We start from the raw sequence: 22129 nt of genomic DNA on the forward strand, positions 1-22129 counted from the left end.
TAGGCATTGAAAAATTGCTGTTCAGTTTAGGTAGATGATCATGATAAATGAATTAGAAATTATTGATTTAAACGTAGGCGAAGGTAAAGAGGCGGTGAAAGGTGCGCTGATTACCACCCATTACACAGGTTGGCTGGAAGATGGCACCAAGTTTGATTCTTCAATCGACCGTGGCAACTACTTTGAAACCGTGATTGGTACTGGCCGCGTGATTAAAGGCTGGGATCAGGGCATCATGGGCATGAAAGTCGGCGGTAAACGTAAATTACTGGTGCCTGCACATCTGGCGTATGGTGAACGCAAAATGGGCAAGATCATTCCGGCCAACTCAAACCTTATTTTTGAAATTGAGCTATTTGACGTAAAAACACGTGACTAAGTGCGCCTTGATTGTCGGTTAAAAAATATTCTGCAAGAGACAAGGATGAATCTTGCAGATAGATGAAAAATAGTTTGAGTTTTATTTTTTTATCGCTACATTAATAAATAGCCAAGCGTATTTAAGGATGATTCGCTTTTTGGATAAGAGCCATAATTTTATATATTTTTTTAAATTTTTGCTTTTAACATGCTTATGCGTACTCGCATGGCAAAAACCTGCATGGGCACACTCTACTGCTGCCTTTGAACATAATGATTTACAACAAAAATTAATTAATGAAGTTCAGTTTACTGAAACCAGTACCATCCCCTTAAAAGGGTCATGGCAGTATTATCCTGAGCAGCTTATCGTTAAACCCAGTGCAGTTTTAAAATCTGACATTGCAACTTTGCCTATTTCTTTTAAAGAACTCACGGGAAGCAATCAGACTTACGGCACATTCATTGGTTATTTTAAAATTCCGAAGCAATATATTGGACGCAGGATCGCCATTTTTATTCCTAATCAATATGGTGCTTATGCCATGTATCTGGATGGCGACTTCATGCTGCGTATGGGAGAGGTGGGAAAAAATAAACAAAGCCATCGAACTGAAAAAGTCCCCCGAATTGCCTTCTTTGTCGCGAAAAAAGAATATTTCGCGCTCACCATTCAGGCCTCAAATTTTGATCATGTGCATGGCGGCCTGGAAAATCCAATGCGAATTGGTGTTGCAAAAACAGTGAGCCGCCAGTTCCAGCAACTCATGATGAGTATCAGCCTGATCTGTGGTGCAGTATTGGGCTTAGGCATATTCACCTTAATGTTTTCAATTTTTCAAGAAAAAATCGGGCGTAGCAGTATCCGTGTATTTATATTTGGTATTTTTATCCTGTTTTTGGCTCTGCATAATTTATTTTCCGCGCCTTATGCCTATACCGTATTTACAGATCTGAGCTGGATATGGGGGACACGTCTAGAATATCTGTTTACCTATTCTGCAATTGCATTTTTTCTAACTTATATGTATTTGCTTAATCGGCGTTATTTACACCCGGTAGTTTATTATATTTCGATGTTGATATTTATAGTAAATACTGTGGTTACCGTATTTACTCAACCTGAAGTCTTTGAGCGTTTAGGATTTTATAGTTTTCTGTTTAGCCCGGTGGTGATCTTAAATTTTATCTATGGTTTTTATTTAACCCTGAAATTTAAAAAGCCCTATTCCCGCATCAATGTCTGGGCCATCATTTTATTATGTACAACTTTCTTACATGACTTTTTGCTGAGTCTCAATTTAATTGATTCATTTAACCTGTCCTTTATTTCAACCAGTTTTTACGCCTTGCTGATTATGTTCCAGCAGGCAAAAAATTATGCGAGGCATAATCATTATATCGAGCAACTGAATAATAATTTAATTGAACTGAATAATTCTCTCGATGAGAAAGTACAAGAACGGACATTGCAATTGCATGAGTTAAATAAACAGTTAGAGCGGCAAATTCAAATTGATGCATTAACCGGCGCATTTAACCGCCGTGCTTTAAATGCCGAGATACAGCGTTTATTTAGCCTGACCAAGAATCAAGCCAATGCCAGCTTGGCATTTGCCATGTTAGATGTGGATTATTTTAAAAATTATAATGATTACTATGGACACTTGAAGGGTGACGTCATTTTGCAGAATTTGGTGAAAGTCATTCAGCATGCCTTGCCACCTTCCGCTTATGTGGCTCGTTATGGTGGGGAAGAGTTTGCCATTGTACTGCATAATGTGCCAAGTGAAGTGGTTTTAAATGTGTTGCAGCAGGTTTTGAATGCCGTTAGACAATGTCGTTTTGAACATTTGAACCGGCCGGATCAGAAGCAGTATGTGACTTTAAGTATGGGGGTTGCCTGGATGGATCGAAATCATCTCTATGCCGACATTCATGAACTGATGAAAGCTGCCGATGTCCAGCTTTATGCGGCCAAGGGTGCCGGACGCGATCAATGTCAGCCCTCTACGACTTAATTTAATTTTTGTGGATATTTAGCCTTTTTTTTAGCTCTTTTGACCAACATCAAAAGCAGGCATGTCACTTCAAGCATGGCTATCTTGTGGTCCGATTCTATATTTCTAAATACTTAATTTTCAAAAAACTAATATTTTTTAAGCTTCATTTCAGCTTGATTGGATAAAAAGACAGATTCAAAGTTCTGAATGCCGTAAATCATGAAAAGGGTCGTTTTCTATTGATCAGTGATGCTACGTATTCAGAGCATAAAATGATTTTTGAGCACCATTCAATGAAGACTCGCTTGCTGTCCACCTTGCTTTCTGCTTCTCTTTCCGCCGTTTTATGTCAGATGCCTCATTTAGCCTGGAGTAAAACACTGCCTGCGAACAATCCCACCCTCACGGTGATTGGCTACCATGAAATTACCGATAGACAATCGGCACTGATTCCTGACTATTCGGTAACGACCCAGCAGTTTCAGCAACATATCAGCTGGCTTAAAAATAATGGCTTTCATTTTATTAATGTCGATCAGCTGATTAAAGCGCACGAAGGCAAATACCGCTTGCCGAGCAAACCGGTTTTATTAACCGTGGATGATGGTTATGCGTCGTTTTATAAAAATGCCTATCCGGTGACCAAGGCCAATAAAATTCCAGTGGTGCTGGCGGTCGTGGGTTCATGGCTAGAGCCTAAAGCAGGGCAAAGCGTTGACTTTTCAGGCGAGAAAATTCAGCGCAGTCAAATGTTGTCCTGGGCCGAGCTGAAAGAAATGCAGGACAGCGGTCTGGTCGAAATTGCCAGTCATAGCTATAACCTGCATCGCGGCATCTTGGGCAATCCGCAGGGCAATATGGAACCGGCGGCAGTCACCCGCCTGTATGATCCAAAAACTGCAAGCTATGAAACGGATCGTCATTATCAGCAACGGATCAGGGATGATTTAAAGCAGAATAACCAGTTATTGAGCGCACATGGCTTAAAAGCACCACGCGTGATGGTGTGGCCTTATGGTCATTACAGCATGCAAACTGTGAACATTGCCAAACAGTTAGGCATGCCGGTAGCCATTAGTCTGGACGATGGTGCAGATTCGGCTAAAGATTCATTGGGGCAGCTTAACCGTATTCTGATTGAAGGCAATATGACCACGGCAGATTTGGCTCAGGAAATTCAAAATCGCCAGCAACATTTAGGCGACAATAACCGTCCGCAAAAAATCATGCATATCGATCTGGATTATATATACGACAAGGATCCGATTCAGCAGGAACGCAATCTGGATCACTTGCTTGACCGGATTGTGGCGATGAAAGTCAATACCGTGTATTTACAGGCCTTTTCCGACCCGGATGCCAATGGTTCGGCAGATATGGTGTATTTCCCGAACCGTTATTTGCCGATGCGTGCCGACCTGTTTAACCGTGCTGCCTGGCAAATTCAAACCCGGACTCAAGTGGGGCGGGTGTATGCCTGGATGCCGTTACTGGCCTGGGAACTCCCTAAAAATAATCCAGTATCCAAAGATGTGGTGCTGACCCAGCAAGCCAATGATTCAGAACATCTGAATATGGGCTATCACCGTCTCAGTCCTTTTTCTGCCGATGCGCGTAAAACCATTGCCGGTATTTATCAGGACCTGGCCAAGTCAGTGCCATTTAACGGCATTTTATTCCATGACGACACCACCTTGTCTGACTATGAAGATGCCAGCCCTGAGGCTTTAAAAGCTTATGCTTCTATCGGTCTGCCTACAGATCTGGCGAAAATTCGCAATAATGATGCCGACCTGGAAAAGTGGACGGCTTTTAAAACCAGATACATCGATGACTTTGCCATGCAACTGGCACAGGAAGTCCGTCAGTATCATCCCTTCTTGCTGACTGCACGCAACTTGTATGCACAGGTTGCCCTGAAACCCTATGCAGAAAACTGGTATTCACAGTCCCTGGAACAGTCGATTAACCGTTATGACTTCACTGCGATCATGGCGATGCCGTATATGGAGCAAGCCACAGATCAGGATGCTTTTTACCGGGACATTGTCAATCGCGTGAAGCAATATCCGAATGGCATGAAGAAAACCGTGTTTGAATTGCAGTCGGTGAACTGGCGAACCAATCAACGCGTCCCTTCCGATGAAATGGCCAGAACCATTGAGTCTTTATATACCCAGGGGGTGATGCATGAAGCGTATTATCCAGATGATCCGATTCAGGACTATCCAGATACAGGCGTGTTACGCAAAGCCTTTGATATGAAATCCAGCAAACTTATTCCTTAAAGGAATTCCATATGTCAACGCTGCAGCATTTTTGGCATTCTGCATTGCACTTTGTTTTTTATTATCCATTGTTTATGTCGTATTTATGGATGATCGGTGCACTGATTTTCTACTGGAAAGAGCGACAGGATCCGCCGTATCAACAGCCTGAAGCTTTGCCTGAATATCCCAAGGTGGCGGTGCTGGTGCCTTGTTTTAACGAGGGGGATAATGCGGAAGAAACACTCAGCCATGCGCTGGCACTGGATTATCCAAACTTTGAAGTCATTGCGATCAATGATGGCAGTTCCGATAACACCGCGGCCGTGTTAAACCATCTGGCAGATCGTTATGCAAAATTGCGTGTGGTGCATCTGGCGCATAATCAGGGTAAGGCCATGGCACTGCAGGCGGGAAGCCTGCTCACCGATGCAGAATATTTGCTCGGTATTGATGGCGATGCCTTGCTTGATCGGCACGCCGCCACCTGGATGCTACGGCATTTTCTGCAAGATAAGACCGTAGCCGCGGTCACCGGTAATCCACGGATTCGTACCCGTTCGACGTTGATTGGACGTATTCAGGTGGGAGAATTTTCTTCCATTGTCGGCATGATTAAACGGGCACAACGCAGCTTTGGTCGGCTGTTTACCGTTTCTGGCGTGATTACTGCCTTTCGTAAAAGTGCCGTGCATGAAGTCGGCTACTGGTCACCTGACATGCTGACTGAAGATATCGACATTACCTGGAAGCTGCAACGTGCAGGCTGGAATATTCACTTCGAACCGAATGCCCTGGTCTGGATTTTAATGCCGGAAACCTTTAAGGGCTTATGGAAACAGCGCTTGCGCTGGGCCATGGGTGGGGCACAGGTGCTGCTTAAAAATATAGATGTGCTGTCTCAACCGAAACTGAATTTTTTATGGCCATTGCTGTGTGAACTGGTTCTGACCTTGGTGTGGTCTTATTTAATGCTGTTTATGGCCATGCTCTGGTTAGTGCATTTTGTTATTCCGCTGGGTATATCGGGTATCAGTTCACCATTTTTACCTTATGGCACCGGCATGCTGTTGGGGGTGACTTGCCTGCTGCAGTTTGCAATCAGCAAATGGATGGACAGCCGTTATGAACCCTCGCTGGGCAAAAATTACTTCTGGATGATTTGGTATCCCTTTGTGTTCTGGCTGATCACCTTGACGGCCAGTATTGTGGCATTTCCTAAAGTATTGTTGCGCGGCGACGGCCAACGCGCACGCTGGGTCAGTCCAGACCGGGGTATACGCCATTCAACCTCCAATAATGAGCAAGTGATCCATGAAAAATAATCCTTTAATTATTGATTTACGTCATTGCTTGCCGTGGCATAAGCGTTATGCATCGCATACCTCTACCGCCATGATGTGGGCGGTGTGGCTGTTGCTATGGCGACCGTTATTGATTGTGCTGGGAATTGTCAGCCTGCAAAAGCAGCACCTGTTTCATCAGCTTTTTTCGGCTTTTGGCTTGGGTATTGAACATGGGGTGAGTGCGTTATTGGCCTGTGCTGTGGCCTTGTGGTTATGGTCGAATTTTGTACCTTCAAAAACAGTGCAGACAAGTTCTGCCAAAAACATTTCCGATTATGGACAGCATTTTGGTTTGGCTGTTGAAGCAATTGAACAGGGGCGTCAGCAAAAGGTCAGTGTGGTGCATCATGACGAGCACGGCAAAATCATTCATATCGAATAAAAGATTTTTTATCTGTATCCAGAATCAAGCAAATCCCGGGTCGGCATCTGGCCCGGGATTTGCTGTTTTATTTTTATCGGCTATTTGCCCGGCACGCGCAAAGCATAGCAGGCTAAACCCGTACACAGTAACAGCAGCCCCCAGATAAAATGCGAACTGAGCATTTCATGATTGAGCCATCTGCCCCACAGCGTGGCCAGTACTGGAGTCATGATGGTAATCAGCATCAGGGTAGTGGGATTGACCTTATTCAGCAGCTGATAATAAAAAACCATCGCCAGTACAGAAGAAAAAACCGCACTATAAATCAGAGCTATATGGGCTTGTAATGAAGGCAGCTGGTCAGGCATTTCTGACCAGAAAAAGGGCAGCAAGCTACAATAACCCAGCCATGACATGATGGTGGCACCAGTCATCTGACTGATCGGATGGATAGGTGCAGCAACCGCGCGCACAGCAAATGCAGAAACTACATACAAAAGCATGGCTATAATTTCCAAACCTATGCTAAATCTATCCAATAACAGGTTTGGCGCGTTCAAGCCCAGTGCGAAATATAGGCCCAGCATGCCGAATAGCAAGCCCAGCCATTGATAGGCACTCAACTTTTCACTGCGAAAAATATAAATCGCCACTAAACCAGAAACGAAGGGAGCGCTGCCATAGATGATTGAAATTACCGTGGAAGGCACCCTGGACGCGCCCATATAGCAGAAGGCCAGGGAGGCAAACAGGCCGAGTGCACCCGCGGCATAACTTAGCAAGGCTTGCGGGTGCAAGGGGACTTTGACCTTGAAGTAGGCCTGACAGGCCAGGGCAATAGGAATGGCCAGACTAAACCGGATAAATAAACCCCACGCTCAATGAATTTCATGTACTGTCCAGACGGCTGCAAGCGGTGTCAGTGACCAGATCAGCACAACAGTAGCAAATTGACCGGCTGTAGCGAAGCGTGAGGTTCGGCTAAAAGGGGCTACAACCGGTTCGGACAGTGGCGAGGGGAATCCATTTTTATTGATCGGATGATTCATTGGCTTTTTCCTTGTTTTTAGGCAATAAAAAAGGCCGCTGTTGAGGCGACCTTGGGGTATTTGGGGATTAGTGATTTATTCTAAATCATCATCAGGGTACAGATTCCAAGGCACCTCATGTAAAAATACTGCACGTCGTGAACTGGCCTTGTTGACCTGAAGGTCCAAAGCGAGGCAAGTGACAAGCGTATGTGGAGCAGATGAGAGAGGGAACATGAGCAAAATTCCTTGGCATTCTTTTTTATACCATAAAATTTTAAAAATCGTATAATTTTTATTCAAATTGTTTATATAATATAAAAATAATAATTATTTATTCATGAGAGTGACGCTATGGTGAAAATACTCTTGGGGTTATGTGTTTGCATTGGACTGATTGTCCTTTGGAAAATATTTTTTAAAATTCAGATTAATCAACAAGCTCAGCAATTCAGAATTAAGCAACTCGCTGATTTAATCAAATTTGAAGCGACCTCCGCACAGCCCCTGTCCAAAACCGAAGCCAGGGTCGATGAAGTAGAAGAATATGAACAACAGCTGTTTGATGATGTCTGCCAGATGTTTTTTGAACGTCATCTGACCGAACGTAATTTAAGTCAGGCCATTGTGCTGCAAGAAGGTATCTTAAGAAAATTGCCTGCCAAAGCCCAAACCCGGATTCATAAGCTGGACTTGGGTGAATGGTCGATTTACTGGACCTTTTATGACCAGTCCTTAGAATATTATGTTGGACGTTATGGGGTGTTTTATACCCATATTGACCGTTTCGGTTGTGAGCATAAATGTGAATTCAAGGAACAGCATAGTCGTGCCTGATTGAAGCGGCTGTCCTTGAATTGAGTATGCCCGAGTGAAAACTCAAGTACGTTATATGCTTTTTATACTGCTGCTGATATCGCTGAAAAGGCAGCTGAACTGAGACTAAAATCGCTGCTTTATAACTTCATAACTTCTGCTTGTGGTGTAGCAGTAGCATGGCAAACTCGTGTTGTTATTGCATTTAGACTGTTGGCGGTTGAATTATCGACTTGAATTATCGACCTTTAAATTCAGGCGCGCGACGTTGCAGCATCGCCATGACACCTTCTTGTACATCCTGGGTTTTAAGCAATGCAGCCAGATGCTGAGGTAAATGGGCAAATGCAGTTTCTGCTCCCTGTTCAGCAGCTTCTTTGGCAGAAGCCAGGGTTGCCTGAACTGCCAGCGGAGCAGCCCGGGCAATATGTTCCGCCAGTTCAATGGCACGTTGCAGTGGCGGTTCAGGGGTAATTTCAGTAATCAAGTTTAAATCCAGTGCTGTTACTGCATCAAAACTATCGCCGGTCAGTAAATAGCGCATGGCTTTGGACCAGCCTGCGGCCTGTACAAAACGAACAGTTGCACCGCCAAAGGGTAAAATGCCACGCTGCACTTCCATTTGCGCGAACTGGCAATTGTCCTGCGCAATAGTCATATCGGCATTCAGCATCAGCTCTATGCCTGCGGTATAACAAATCCCTTGTACGGCAACAATCACCGGTTTTTTTCGTGCTCTTGAACTGGTGCCCCAGGGGTTAATTTGCGCATGATCAAAATCAAATATGCCTGTTTGCAGTTTGGGTTGTAATTCAACCAAATCCAGCCCGGCAGTAAAATGGTCACCGTGGGCAAAAATGACCGCACAACGCAACTCCGGGTTATCTTCATATTCAGTCAAGGCCAGTGACAGGTCATGAATCATATGGCTATCAAAGGCATTTCTTTTGGCAGCCCGGTCCAGGCCAATCAGGAACAGAGCCCCGCGGATTTCCCGGCTGACTTTTCCTTGTTGTTGTGACATGCTTATTTTTCCAGATAGACTGTTTTCTAAGTTTTAAGTGTTTGTTAGACAACAGTCAAACCTGTGCAGCCTAATTTTAAATTCTGTTGCAATTGCACAATACAAAGCTAAAAGTACCGTGGGGATGGGCAAGCCTGTAGAAAAATAGGGATAATTTATCTTGCGTTCAAGGCCATTTTTTTCATAATAGCAACACCTTTTAGCTGGTTGATGATTGCCATGTCACCTTTAGAAATTGTTGCGGTTATTATTAGCCTGATTGGGGTGACCCTCACCATCAAACGCAATATGTGGTGCTGGTGGTTTAACTTTGCTGCTTTTGTTTTGTATGCCTATCTTTTTTATCAATTTAAGCTCTATGGCGAAACCGTATTGCAGTTCTTTTTCATCGTGGTGAACTTCTACGGTTTCTATCACTGGCTGCAAGGCAAGCAGCAAGATCATGAAATTCGGATTGAGCCGATCGCCACAAAAACAGTGATTTTCCAGATGCTGCTGGCCGCAACTGGCGGTTTAATTTTCGGTTTAACGCTGAAGCATTTTACCGATGCTGCTGTGCCCATGCTGGATTCACAATTGGCTGCATTCAGTCTGTTGGCCACCTATTGGACCAGTCGTAAACATATTGCAACCTGGGTGCTGTGGATTTTTGTCGATATTGTTTATGTCGGCATGTTCATTTATAAAGACCTGTTCTTAACTGCCGGTTTGTATGCTGCTTTTGTGGGACTCGCTGCATTTGGCTGGTGGCAGTGGGAACAGGTGAAAAAGAAACAGGCCTTGACTCAGTTCAAAGGGGTTTAAGCACCAAGGAGAGAGGGATGCTGATCGACTTTGCTGAATACCAGCTGCACAGGTTTGATGAACTGGCGGGCCGAATTCAAGCCGAACCGGAAAAATATATCAATTTTGATTCTGTTTCTGACTTTTATAAGGCGGCTTGGTTGCAGGATTTTCCGCAAGGTACAAGCTGGACCGCGACAGGGCTGGATGATGGGGCCGAACAGTTTGATGTCATCATTGAATATCGGGGGCATTTTCTCCGTATTTCCTGTGGCGAGAAAACGACGGTTCACTCTGGCATCTATGCGGAATAGTGTGGTATAGATGGTCAATGACAGCCTATTGAAAATTAAATTAAATAAACAGCTATACAAAATAGGCTAGATCAGTGATGATCGAATGGTTTAAAATTATTCAAAATAACCACTAGAAAAATAAGGGATTATAAAAGATGGCACATCATTTTACTGTGAATTCTACAATTCAGGGCGTTTCACTTGATCAGTTCAAGCAACTTGTGGCAAATACGGCCTTGCATGAAGCAGTATGCAGACGTATACCGGGTGAAAAACTGGAAATTATTGAATCTAAAATGAGTGGAGATATTTACACTTTACGCCGTGCTTATAATCTGGATATCAATATTCCGGATATAGCAAAAAAATTCTTTAAAGATGCATTTCGAGTCAAGCGTACCGATATCACAGATTTGGCCGCTTTAACTTCAAGCATAAAATTAGGGGCAAATGTGCCTTTAGAAGCAAACTGTGAACGTTTGGTCACGGGGGATGAACAGCAAATTCACATCAGTCTGAATTGGCAGGTCAAGATAAAAATTCCTTTAATTTCAGGTATGCTGGAAAAACATGCTGAAACTGAAATTCGTAAATTCAGTCAGCTGGAAATCCAGATTGTTGAAGATGAATTAAAGAAAAATTTAGCAGCTTAATCCATAAAAAGCCCCTTCAAACGAAGTAATGCTGATCAGTTAAGGAGTTTTGAAATAAACTCTTTAATTTTTTGGTAATTCATGGCGGAGTCTTACCTTTTTAAATCAAATGCTTGCAGCTCGTTTGTTACTTTGGTTTCGCCCAAAGTAACCAAAGGCATTTGTCATCCGCAAAACTCGTCAGCTACTATCAACCAGCAAATTTATCGCAGAAACAATCATTTTTTAATGTAGTCCTGCCTCAAACAGTTGCGGATGACTTTCCCCCATATCAAATACAGGCATGAATTTAAAAAAGAAAATGCCAGTCAATTTCTTAACTGACTGGCATTACTTCAAACGAAAGGCTTTTTTGTACTTCATCTATAGCCAAATAACGCTATAAAATTATATTGCCTGTTCTTATACAGTTTGCCTGTCAACTTGTAATCATATGAATCAGGCCTTTGCATGAGAATAGCTGGCTTTATAAATTAAATGCATCGGGACGTTCAAAACCCAAGGCATTTTCATTTTATACATAAACCTGATCTGTCCCTCAATTAAAGCCGGATAAAGTAAGGTGCAATAGAGAGCAAGATACCGATAGTGGTCAATAGGCCGGTACTTTCTATAAAATAAGGGAAAATCATCAGAACCAAGCCACAAATCCAAGGCACAAGGGCTTTTTGCTTTTTTCCATATAAAAAATAGCCTAAGCCTATAGAACTAAAAAGCACACCGAGCAGAAGTTGGGCAGTTGTCATATTTTTTATTGGTCAAGAAATTTAGTGAATGATATGCAAGTCAAATTAAAATGGCCTTAAAAGATATAGTGAACGAGCCTCATGCAGCATATTCTAAAATGTGCAATGCAAGTCTAAAAAACTAAATATAGAAGATGCTTGCTTAGCGTTAAAATTTATACACATGCTTTAATAAAAAAGAAATTAAGCCGAGTGTGATTGCCCAGTGAGGAATGAATAGATGAGCAGCATTTTACCTGTAGCACAGCGTGGTGAACGCATTTTGACCGTAACAGCGTCAGAAGTTGCACAAGCTGAGCTGAATAGCCCATGGTTAAAGGAACTAGCAGCCGCCATGCATGCCACCATGCTGGAACGTAACGGGGTGGGAATTGCGGCACCTCAGGTTTATGTGTCAAAGCGGGTGATTATCGTGGCCTCCTGTCCAAACCCGCGTTATCCCGATGCACCTGAAATGGATGCACTGGTGATGGTCAATCCTGAAATTCTAGAAAAATCTGAACTGACGGTTTTGGGGGAAGAGGGCTGTTTAAGTGTGCCGGATGAACGGGGACAAGTCGCTCGCGCCCAAACCATTCAGCTGCGTTATTTTACTTTGGAGGGTGTAGCGGTAGAAATGAGCTTGAGCGGTTTTCCTGCCCGAATTGTACAGCATGAAGTGGACCACCTTGATGGGATACTGTTTGTCGAGAGGATATAAGAACGCATTGTTTAATTTTTATACTATGGATATAATATTAAAGTAATAAAAAAACTTATAAATTATAAAGATATTCATAAAAAACATGAAATTTTTTAGAAAAATATCCAGGCTGATTTTTCATTATTGGGGCAGATTCAAATTTCATCTATTTGAATCCGATAATTTAATTATTAACTGGTCCAATTTTGACAAGGGCATATTGCTCTGCTTTTTTGGAGCATTTTGCCAGGTCAGCGCGATTAAATGGTATCTGTTGAGTTACTATTCAGAAGACAATCGGGTCTGGATTAATCACGACTTTTTTTTCGTCCGATTTACTACGGTCGTTGTCACCTTAATCATTTTTATCGGCATGATTGTGCTCAGCCACAGATATAAACACAATGCAAAATTCCGTCAATTTATTGCTTATTTTTCACCGATTTTTTTTGGGACGGTGATGATTTATGCAGGCTATACCGTGGGAATGTATAGCCCTGCAACCATTGCCGGTTTCGTCAATATTGTGCTGATTGGCCTGGTATTTTATTCACGTAAAATAATCTATGGCATTGCCATGTTTGCTTCTATTTTTACCGTGATTATCAGCTATTTAACTTTTAATGGATTTATCCGTTATGCGCCTGTGTTCAGTGATAACCTGACGCATAGCGAGTTTTACCTTAATCCGTTCTGGATCAAAAGTATGGCTGAGGTCTATCTTCCCATCTTGCTCACTTCGATTTTGTTTTTTGAAATTTTGCTGTCGCAGTGGCGCCGGCGTGAAATGAAAATTAAAAAAATGAGCCAGACCGATGCGCTGACCAATGTCTTTAATCGTCGTTATATTGGTGAACAGCTGAGTACTTTGGAAAATAAGAAAAAAGTGACTTATGCCGTGGTGTTGCTGGATTTGGACTATTTTAAAAAAATTAATGATGATTATGGTCATGAAACTGGAGATGTGGTTTTGCAGCGTGTGGCAACCATTTTATGTACCACAACAAGGATACAGGATGTGGTGGGGCGTTTTGGTGGGGAAGAATTTATCTTGATTTTAAAGGATCAAAATTTGCAGCAAGCCATCGAGATTGCAGAACGCTGCCGAAAAATTATTGAACAGGAAGAATTTGAACTGGAAACCGGGGAGATTCTAAAAACCAGTGCCAGTTTTGGGGTCGCACTTTCTGAAGAAAATACCAAAAAAGAACAGACCATTCGTATGGCTGACCGGGCTTTATATCTGGCTAAACAGAAGGGACGTAATCAGGTACGGCATTATCTGGAGCTCAACTTAAAGCCTGCTGTTTAAGTTGTACTTGTGCGATATAAGTTTATGAAACATGTTTTAATTCTCTTTAGGTACAGATATTTTCCAATTAGAGATGAATGGATAGTCATTTGAAATCGTCAAAGGGATGATTTTTAACGTATATATTCTTGAAATGAATCCCGCTAAATCTCCCTTTCTTACTCTGCAACTTAAAGCACTGCTTTAAAACGAAGTGCAAGAAAGAGGGGAGGGATTTTTGAGCTACAAGAGCTACCAACTTAAATTTGGGGACAAATTCTTCATATTGCTTAACTATTTTTGTACTTAAGAATTTGAATAATTGTACCCTGTCCATATTTAGTTTCAAATTTTGTTCTTAAATTAGGATTAATATAGAATGCAAAGGAAAGCTGTCCTTTTAACTTTAGGATGTCATTTAAATTATCCATTTTGTTATTTTTGAAGTGATGTACTTTTGCAGAAAGTAGGCGTTTTTGTTTTTGCCCAATAGAAATATTTTGATCGTTTGTAAGAGTAATACCTGTTACATGACGATGATAAGCCTTACTAATATATTTTGTTTTTTTAATATTTAATTTGATATTCTCATTAAATTCATCTTTTAATAACTTTGTAATTATTAAGGGAAAGTTTAATTCAAAAAAATTTTCAAACGAAGATATTGTAATATCATCAGCATAGCGACTATATGAGCAGTTGTATTGTTTACATATTTCTAAAATTTTTTCATCGAAGTTAAACATAATAAAATTTGATAAAAAAGGTGAAGATGGAGCACCAACGCTTAATTTTAAAGTACCATTTCGTTGTTCTTTCCAAAAAAATAAATGAGTAATTAATTCTCTATTTTTTTCTGAAAGCTTTATATTTGCTTGAGTAATTTTTTCTAAAAGAATTTGAGGTGTTATTGAATTAAAAAAATTCGATAAATCAGTTTTTAGAATAAAATTTGAGTTCTGATGAACAACTGCATTATGCTTAATACTCCGATTTTTTACATAAGCAAAAGCTGCATCATGAATAGGTAGAATATGCTCAAGCGCTTTAATTGCAGAACGTTGTAATAATTTAACTTCTTTAGATGGTTGAGCAATTTTTCTCTTATTGATCCCATCTTTTTTCAGAATTTCATATGTTTTATATCTATGGGGTGCTGTACGAGCGAAAGATAAGATATTATCTTCACCTAAGGGGAAGTCAGTATTTAACGATTTTAGTAAATTTAACTCAATCACTTACTTTCACCTTCTAATTTGAGTTTGATTTTTTCAAAAACTTGTTTTCGTTTTCGATCATTATTAAGTTGAGAAATCTTACTTAGACTTAATTTCATATAATCAAAGGGTGGTGAGTTAGTATTTTTTCGTTTTAAAAATACTTTAATTAAATTTGGGTCTTTTGGATAAAAATAAGTTTTTGAAGAATAATCATAAGAGTCAATGTAATCTAAGCTTTTTAATAGATATATGTAATTTTCACATATATTTTTAGAAAAATTATCAAAATCTAATAAGATCTTTTGGGCTTCAATTAACTCTATGATTGTAATTGGATAAAAAATTTTAATAAGTTCATATATAAGAAAAATCTGATGAGAAGTATTATTACTATTAAATGTAACGGATTTATTTTTTGGCAACATAGAAATTAAGTCCTCTGTGATAGATTGGACTATATCTTGTGTATAATTTTTCTTTTTATTACACCAATCAAAAGTTAAAATAGACTCGGTATTTATAGATCTTAAGTATTCTAAAGGGCCATAATTAATAAAAGATTCACTTTGACGATGCTCTTGTGGCACTACAACTATAAGCTTATTTTTAAGATGTTCATTACTAATAAACATTCCGAGTTCGACTAAGGCACCCTCACTTTCAAGAAAAATTAAAACTTGAGATGAAATCTGTGCGATATCATGTTCAAAGTCTAATAAATTTGTGTATTTACCGACCTGAATGTAATTATAAAAATCTTCAGCTAAATGAAGATTATAACTAATAAGATCTTTTTTAGGGTGATTTACGTAAACAATATTATCGCAGAAAAACTTACGTAAGCTTTGAAATTTTTTAGGAAATGCATCAGATTCAGTTTTATATTGATCTATATATTCGAGTTGCCCACCACAAACAAAAATAATAGGTTTATCGATACTGATTTTAAATCTGTCAGCACCCCAATTATCAATGTGTTCAAGTATAAAGTATTCAAAAGACATAAATTTTTTCTAATAAAGAAAGGTGAGTTAAAACTCACCTTTCGGATCTCTTTACACAGGATAGCGTTAGATTAATTTCTAAGCTCCTTTAGGTGCGCGGAAATTAATCTAACGCAAGCCTAAATTTCTCACAATAACATTAGTTTAGCGAATCGCTAAACTTTTATAAAACACATCATTGAAGATAGTCAGTTTTATAAAAAAGGCTAAAGAGAATCTAAACTTAGTATTACATGAACCGATTACTTAAACAATAGAATCATCCAAATTAGGCGCTAACCAGCGTTTCGCCTCATCCAGTGTCCAGCCTTTTCGCTTCGCATAATCTTCCAGCTGGTCGCCTGCAATTTTACCTACATTAAAATACTGCGATTCAGGGTTAGCATAGTAGAAACCGCTCACTGATGAAGGCGGCCACATTGCAAAGCTTGAAGTCAATTGCGTACCAATCTTGTCAGTCGAACCTAACCAGTCAAACAATGGTGCTTTTTCAGAGTGCTCAGGACAAGCCGGATAGCCCGGTGCAGGACGAATACCGACATACTTCTCTTTAATCAACTCTTCATTCGACAACTGTTCAGATGCCTGGTTGCCCCAGAACTCTTTACGGATACGTTCATGCAAGTGCTCTGCAAAGGCTTCGGCAAAACGGTCACCCAACGACTGAACCAGAATTGCTGAGTAGTCATCACCTTTGGCTTTGTACTCATTTGCCAGTTCTTCTGCACCAAAGATCGAAACGGTGAAACCGCCTAAGTAATCTTCAGTCACGCTTTTAGGGGCTACAAAATCAGCCAATGACAAGTTTGGCTTGCCTGTTACTTTATCCGACTGCTGACGGATATGCTCAAAAGTATGCGTAACTGTCGTGCCAGTTTCATCAAATACTTGAACTGTATCGGCACCTGAACGGTTGGCAGGGTAAATGCCAAATACCGCGCGTGCATCGAAACGTTTATTTTCGATGATGTCTTTCAGCATTGCCTGCGCCTGGTTATACAAATCAGTCGCTGCTTCACCCACGATTTCATCTTTCAGAATGGCTGGGAATTTGCCTGCCAGACTCCATGAAATAAAGAATGGTGTCCAGTCAAAATACTCAACCAAAGTTTCCAAGGGATAATTGGTCAGCGTTTGCGTACCAATGAAGTTTGGCTTCACAGGCTTGTTGGCTGCAAAGTCAATTTTCAAGCCATTTTCAACCGATTCTGCATAAGACAGTTTGGCAGCTTTCGGCTGTTTGTTGGCAATACGTTCACGCACTTTTTCATATTCAGCACGGGTTTCTGCCACAAAGGCAGGTTTCATCTCTTTAGACAGCAGGGTGGTTGCTACACCGACCGCACGAGATGCATCGGCCACGTAGATGACAGCATCATTTGAATATTGCGGATCAATTTTTACCGCAGTATGCGCTTTAGACGTGGTTGCACCGCCAATCATCAGCGGCACCTTAAAGCCTTTACGCTGCATTTCCTTGGCAACAAATACCATTTCATCCAAAGATGGGGTAATCAGACCTGACAAACCGATGATATCAACTTTCTCGTCAATTGCCGTTTGTAGAATTTTTTCCGCAGGCACCATCACACCCAGGTCGATAATGTCATAGCCGTTACAGCCCAATACCACGCCAACAATGTTCTTGCCGATATCGTGTACGTCGCCTTTTACGGTCGCCATCAACACTTTACCTTTAGACTCACCGCCCGATTTTTCTGCTTCGATATACGGGTTCAGCCAGGCCACGGCCTGTTTCATCACACGTGCAGATTTCACCACTTGCGGCAGGAACATTTTGCCTGAACCGAACAGGTCACCGACCACGTTCATGCCGTCCATTAAAGGACCTTCAATCACGTCCAGCGGACGTTTGGCTTTTAAGCGTGCTTCTTCAGTATCTTCATCAATATATGTGGTGATGCCTTTCACTAATGCATATTCAAGGCGTTTTTCAACTGACTCGTTACGCCATTCAAGGTTTTCAACGGCTTTTTGAGCGCCTGCCTGACCGCGATATTGTTCAGCCACTTCAAGCAGCTTTTCAGTCGCTTCCTGACCGCTTTCACCCTGGTTCTGGTTCAGGATCACATCTTCAACCGCAGCTTTCAGTTCTGCTGGGATGTCATCATAAATCGCCATTTGACCTGCGTTGACGATACCCATAGTCATGCCTTGCTTGATGGCATGGTAAAGGAATACCGAGTGAATGGCTTCACGTACAGGTTCGTTGCCGCGGAATGAGAACGATACGTTGGACACACCGCCTGAAATCATGGCATGCGGCAGGTTCTGCTTGATCCAGCCTGTCGCCTCAATGAAGTCCACCGCGTAGTTGTTATGTTCTTCAATACCTGTTGCGACTGCAAACACGTTCGGGTCAAAAATGATATCTTCAGCCGGGAAGCCGACTTCATTCACCAAAACATCGTATGAACGCTTACAGATTTCTTTCTTACGCTCAGCGGTATCTGCCTGACCATTTTCGTCAAAGGCCATCACAATCACGGCAGCGCCATACTGACGGCATAGACGTGCTTTATGGACGAACTCGTCATAGCCTTCTTTCAGGGATATCGAGTTGACAACCGGTTTGCCTTGTACGCATTTCAAACCCGCTTCAATGATTTCCCATTTAGATGAGTCAATCATGATCGGCACGCGGGAAATTTCCGGTTCTGAGGCGACCAGATTCAGGAAGTGCACCATTGCGCCTTCTGAATCGAGCATGCCTTCATCCATGTTGATGTCGATGATTTGCGCACCGGCTTCAACCTGTTGCTGTGCGACTTCTAGTGCTTCAGCAAAGTTTTCTTCACGAATCAAACGCAGGAATTTTTTCGAACCGGTGACGTTGGTCCGTTCACCCACGTTCACGAACAGCGAATCGGCTGTAATATTAAATGGTTCTAAACCGCTTAAGCGGCATGCCGGTTTGGTTTCAGGCAATTGACGTGGTTTGATGTCTTTAACGGCATTGGCAATGGCACGGATATGATCCGGTGTGGTACCACAGCAACCGCCAGTAATGTTGATTAAACCGCTTTCTGCAAATTCTTTCAGGAAGGCAGCCGTTTCTTCCGGAGTCTCATCATAACCGCCAAAGGCATTTGGCAAGCCGGCATTAGGATGGGCAGACACGAATACATCGGCAACGTCAGACACGGTTTTTACGTGTGGACGCATGGCATCTGCACCAAGAGCACAGTTAAAGCCAATTGATAATAAATCACCGTGACGCACCGAGTTCCAGAACGCTTCTGCGGTTTGACCGGTCAAAGTACGGCCTGAAGCATCGGTAATGGTCCCTGAAATCATCAATGGCAGTTCATAACCAATCTGGTTAAAGACCTCTTTTACCGCAAAAATAGCCGCTTTACAGTTTAAGGTATCAAATACGGTTTCAATCAGCAGAATGTCTGCACCGCCTTCAATCAGCGCATGCGCAGCTTCAATATAGTTTTCTTTGAGTTCATCAAAGGTGATGTTACGGAAAGCCGGGTCATTGACGTTCGGCGAGATTGAGCAGGTACGTGATGTGGGGCCAAGTACACCGGCTACAAAACGTGGCTTGTCTGGAGTTGAGTATTTTACACAAGCTTCTTTGGCAATACGTGCCGCTTCACGGTTAATCTCGGGAACCAGATCTTCCATATGGTAGTCCGACATGGAAACACGGGTGCCGTTGAAACTGTTGGTTTCAATAATGTCCGCACCCGCATCCAGATAGGCTTCGTGAATACCCTGAATAATGTGCGGCTGTGTCAGTACCAAAAGGTCATTGTTGCCTTTCAGGTCAGATGCCCAGTCAGCAAAACGCTCACCACGGTAGTCAGCTTCTTCGAGTTTGTGACGCTGAATCATGGTGCCCATCGCACCGTCGATAATCAGAATCCGTTGAGCGAGCAGCTCTTTTAGGGTGGCAAGCGTGGACATAAATAACCCCAATCCGATGGAATATAAAATCGGCATATATGTTAGCAGAAATCAGTTCATTTTTTCTGATATTCAGTTTATTTACTAAGCGCCATGATGGGCTTGCCGAATAAATAGTCGAGTTAAATTTAAACTAGCCTGTTGATTGTTCTGTAATAAATCCTTCATCAAGTTGTAATGAATATGCTTCAAGCTGACTTAGCTTGCCGTATTCGCATGTCCGGCGGTCTTATATTTCATGCTTTGTAACATTATGGGAAAGGGCTAAAGTAGCCTGAGAAATGACTGAGGTTTTACTATAAGTATATGATTTTAATTGTTTAAGTTGACTGTTATTCTCGGGTTTTTAGCGAGGAAGGTGCCAAATAAAGTATGAAAAATTGCTTTATATGACACCGCTTTGTCATATAATTGTCATAATTAAATTGAACAATATGTGGGATTTTATTATCCCTTTGAACCGTCTGCATGAATTCTAGTATTCCTCCCGTCCAAGATCAGGTGCCATCAGCACCAGCGAAATCGACGAATGTGCATGTTGCTACACCGAAATTTTTTATGCCGGTGTTTCTCACGGTTATTATTTCAACTTTGGTGTATATCGGTTTTCAGCTTTCGACCGATTTGGCGCATGTGCCAGCATTAAGTTTATATTCCGTTATTCTTTTGGCGACTGCTTTATTAATTGCTTTAGGCTTTGAATTTGTTAATGGTTTTCATGACACGGCCAATGCAGTCGCAACTGTTATTTATACCAATGCCTTATCTGCCCCTGTTGCCGTAATGTGGGCAGGTTTTTGTAATTTCCTTGGGGTGATGGTGGCAAGTGGTGCTGTTGCTTACGGCATTATTGCTTTATTACCTGTAGAACTGATTATGAATGTCGGTTCAGGCGCAGGCTTTGCCATGGTTTTTGCCATGCTGATCGCTGCGATTCTCTGGAATTTGGGTACCTGGTTTTTGGGTATTCCGGCATCAAGCTCACATACCTTAATCGGTTCGATTTTAGGTGTGGGTATTATGAACTACATCCTGCACTCAGGCGCTGGTGCAAGCGGCGTAGATATGGAGCAGGTGATGAAAGTGGGTAAAGCACTGCTGTTTTCTCCACTGATCGGTTTTGCTTTTGCTGCTGTCCTGTTTTTACTGGTGAAAAAAATCTTCCGTAAACAGTTGGAACTTTTTCATCCGCCTGAAGGTAACAAGCCGCCGCCACCTTTAATCCGTGCAATTTTGATTTTCACGTGTACCGGTGTGAGTTTCGCGCATGGTTCAAATGACGGTCAAAAGGGCATGGGCTTGATTATGCTGATTTTGATTGGTTGTGTACCATTGGCTTATTCTTTAAACAAGAATTTAGACAATGCACATATTCAGTCTTTTGAGCAATTGTCTCAGCAAACGGCTACAGCTATTTATCCGCAGCATGAAAATATTGCGGATGCTCAGGCACGTGCTGTCATTACCAAATATATTCAAACTAAAGAAGTGACCCCTGAAGTGGTTCCAGCTTTAGCGAGCCTGACCGATCATTTGGGTGACCGTGTTGCCAAATATGGTGATATTCACAATATTTCAGAGGCTGAAGTTTCTGCGATCCGCAATGATATGTATCTCAGCACGACTGCGTTTAAGCGTTTAGATAAAGCTGAGCAGCTTCCTGAGATGTCAAAAGATCAAAGCAAGTTGGTTAAAGAATATCGTAAAAACCTGGATTCATTCCTTCAGTATATTCCTACCTGGGTGAAAGTGGCTGTTGCCCTGGCATTAGGTCTGGGTACCATGGTGGGTTGGAAGCGTATTGTGGTCACTGTAGGTGAGCGTATTGGTAAAAACCATATGACTTATGGTCAAGGTATGTCAGCCGAACTTGTTGCAATGACAACGATTGCTGCTGCTGATGGTTTGGGTATGCCTGTATCGACAACACACGTTTTGAACAGTGCCGTTGCAGGTACCATGGTAGCCAATAAATCAGGCTTGAATTTACAAATGGTGCGTACGATCTTATCGGCATGGATCTTCACTTTGCCGGCGACCATCTGTTTATCTGGTGGTTTGTACTGGTTATTCTTACAGTTCGTTTAAGACTTCTGTTGGAAACAAAAAAACGCTGCAATTGCAGCGTTTTTTTGTTTTTAAGAAATACATGGTTTTAAAAATAAACTCTTCCTGGATTAGCAAAACTAATCATCTTTTTTAAAAGGGAGAAATTCCTCCTCCATTTGGAATAAGGAATATATTCCGTAAGAGGTGGAGGATTTTATTAATATATGTACCTTTTAGTACAGTAAAAAATGACCTCTCCCT

At 41.7% G+C, this 22129-nt stretch carries 18 protein-coding genes and 1 pseudogene; 12 read left to right on the plus strand and 7 right to left on the minus strand.

Going from position 1 to position 22129, the window contains the following annotated elements; all coding sequences use genetic code 11:
• The first annotated feature begins 40 nt into the window (after positions 1-40).
• From ACPUEY_RS07870 to pgaD, 5 genes are all read left to right on the plus strand, one after another.
• Positions 41-379 (plus strand): FKBP-type peptidyl-prolyl cis-trans isomerase, encoded by a 339-nt coding sequence (locus tag ACPUEY_RS07870; protein ID WP_425121717.1) that lies wholly within the window; start codon positions 41-43, stop codon positions 377-379.
• 127 nt (positions 380-506) lie between these two features.
• Complete coding sequence (locus ACPUEY_RS07875) at positions 507-2381, plus strand: sensor domain-containing diguanylate cyclase (protein WP_425121718.1); 1875 nt, start codon at positions 507-509, stop codon at positions 2379-2381.
• A gap of 335 nt (positions 2382-2716) precedes the next feature.
• On the plus strand, positions 2717-4651 hold the full coding sequence (gene pgaB / locus ACPUEY_RS07880) for a poly-beta-1,6-N-acetyl-D-glucosamine N-deacetylase PgaB (RefSeq protein WP_425121736.1): 1935 nt from the start codon (positions 2717-2719) through the stop codon (positions 4649-4651).
• Between the two features lie 11 nt (positions 4652-4662).
• On the plus strand, positions 4663-5955 hold the full coding sequence (gene pgaC / locus ACPUEY_RS07885) for a poly-beta-1,6-N-acetyl-D-glucosamine synthase (RefSeq protein WP_425121719.1): 1293 nt from the start codon (positions 4663-4665) through the stop codon (positions 5953-5955).
• Complete coding sequence (gene pgaD, locus ACPUEY_RS07890; RefSeq protein WP_261182817.1) at positions 5945-6358, plus strand: poly-beta-1,6-N-acetyl-D-glucosamine biosynthesis protein PgaD; 414 nt, start codon at positions 5945-5947, stop codon at positions 6356-6358. The genes pgaC and pgaD overlap by 11 nt, the downstream gene beginning before the upstream one ends.
• Before the next feature lie 80 nt (positions 6359-6438).
• On the opposite strand, the pseudogene ACPUEY_RS07895 reads toward pgaD, so the two are convergent.
• Positions 6439-7389: pseudogene (locus ACPUEY_RS07895) on the minus strand (DMT family transporter).
• A 75-nt stretch (positions 7390-7464) separates the two neighbouring features.
• A complete protein-coding gene (locus ACPUEY_RS07900) occupies positions 7465-7605 on the minus strand; it encodes a hypothetical protein (protein WP_171259626.1) in 141 nt (46 codons plus the stop codon).
• A 117-nt stretch (positions 7606-7722) separates the two neighbouring features.
• On the opposite strand from ACPUEY_RS07900, the gene ACPUEY_RS07905 reads away from it, so the two are divergent.
• Complete coding sequence (locus ACPUEY_RS07905) at positions 7723-8205, plus strand: hypothetical protein (protein ID WP_425121720.1); 483 nt, start codon at positions 7723-7725, stop codon at positions 8203-8205.
• A gap of 217 nt (positions 8206-8422) precedes the next feature.
• On the opposite strand, the gene ACPUEY_RS07910 is transcribed toward ACPUEY_RS07905, so the two are convergent.
• A complete protein-coding gene (locus tag ACPUEY_RS07910) occupies positions 8423-9208 on the minus strand; it encodes a crotonase/enoyl-CoA hydratase family protein (protein ID WP_261182813.1) in 786 nt (261 codons plus the stop codon).
• Positions 9209-9427: 219 nt separating this feature from the next.
• Here ACPUEY_RS07910 and pnuC point away from each other — a divergent pair, with 219 nt between their 5' ends.
• From pnuC to ACPUEY_RS07925, 3 genes are all read left to right on the plus strand, one after another.
• Complete coding sequence (pnuC, locus tag ACPUEY_RS07915) at positions 9428-10012, plus strand: nicotinamide riboside transporter PnuC (protein ID WP_425121721.1); 585 nt, start codon at positions 9428-9430, stop codon at positions 10010-10012.
• Between the two features lie 17 nt (positions 10013-10029).
• Complete coding sequence (locus ACPUEY_RS07920; RefSeq protein WP_425121722.1) at positions 10030-10305, plus strand: hypothetical protein; 276 nt, start codon at positions 10030-10032, stop codon at positions 10303-10305.
• A 137-nt stretch (positions 10306-10442) separates the two neighbouring features.
• Positions 10443-10940, plus strand: coding sequence for a DUF2505 family protein (locus tag ACPUEY_RS07925; RefSeq protein WP_425121723.1), 498 nt, complete (start codon positions 10443-10445; stop codon positions 10938-10940).
• Between the two features lie 542 nt (positions 10941-11482).
• Here the strand turns inward: ACPUEY_RS07925 and ACPUEY_RS07930 are convergent.
• Positions 11483-11686 carry an amino acid transport protein gene (locus ACPUEY_RS07930; RefSeq protein WP_092818751.1) on the minus strand — a complete coding sequence of 68 codons (204 nt, stop codon included), beginning with the start codon at positions 11684-11686 and terminating at the stop codon, positions 11483-11485.
• A 220-nt stretch (positions 11687-11906) separates the two neighbouring features.
• Here ACPUEY_RS07930 and def point away from each other — a divergent pair, with 220 nt between their 5' ends.
• On the plus strand, positions 11907-12386 hold the full coding sequence (def, locus tag ACPUEY_RS07935) for a peptide deformylase (RefSeq protein ID WP_425121724.1): 480 nt from the start codon (positions 11907-11909) through the stop codon (positions 12384-12386).
• A 256-nt stretch (positions 12387-12642) separates the two neighbouring features.
• The gene (locus tag ACPUEY_RS07940; protein ID WP_425121725.1) at positions 12643-13680 is read left to right on the plus strand and encodes a GGDEF domain-containing protein; all 1038 of its coding nucleotides are present in this window, start codon (positions 12643-12645) and stop codon (positions 13678-13680) included.
• Between the two features lie 269 nt (positions 13681-13949).
• On the opposite strand, the gene ACPUEY_RS07945 is transcribed toward ACPUEY_RS07940, so the two are convergent.
• The 3 genes from ACPUEY_RS07945 to metH form a co-directional block, all read right to left on the minus strand.
• Positions 13950-14897, minus strand: coding sequence for a retron St85 family RNA-directed DNA polymerase (locus ACPUEY_RS07945; protein WP_425121726.1), 948 nt, complete (start codon positions 14895-14897; stop codon positions 13950-13952).
• Entirely contained in the window at positions 14894-15883 is a 990-nt protein-coding gene (locus tag ACPUEY_RS07950) for a retron St85 family effector protein (RefSeq protein ID WP_425121727.1), read from the minus strand. Before ACPUEY_RS07950 ends, ACPUEY_RS07945 begins: the two co-directional genes overlap by 4 nt.
• A gap of 246 nt (positions 15884-16129) precedes the next feature.
• The gene (gene metH, locus ACPUEY_RS07955; RefSeq protein ID WP_425121728.1) at positions 16130-19819 is read right to left on the minus strand and encodes a methionine synthase; all 3690 of its coding nucleotides are present in this window, start codon (positions 19817-19819) and stop codon (positions 16130-16132) included.
• Between the two features lie 468 nt (positions 19820-20287).
• On the opposite strand from metH, the gene ACPUEY_RS07960 reads away from it, so the two are divergent.
• Positions 20288-21907, plus strand: a complete 1620-nt coding sequence (locus ACPUEY_RS07960; protein WP_425121729.1) for an inorganic phosphate transporter — start codon at positions 20288-20290, stop codon at positions 21905-21907.
• Positions 21908-22129 lie beyond the last annotated feature (222 nt).

The sequence above is a fragment of the Acinetobacter sp. G11 genome, from assembly GCF_049808495.1.
In the GTDB taxonomy this organism is placed as follows: Bacteria; Pseudomonadota; Gammaproteobacteria; order Pseudomonadales; family Moraxellaceae; genus Acinetobacter; species Acinetobacter kookii.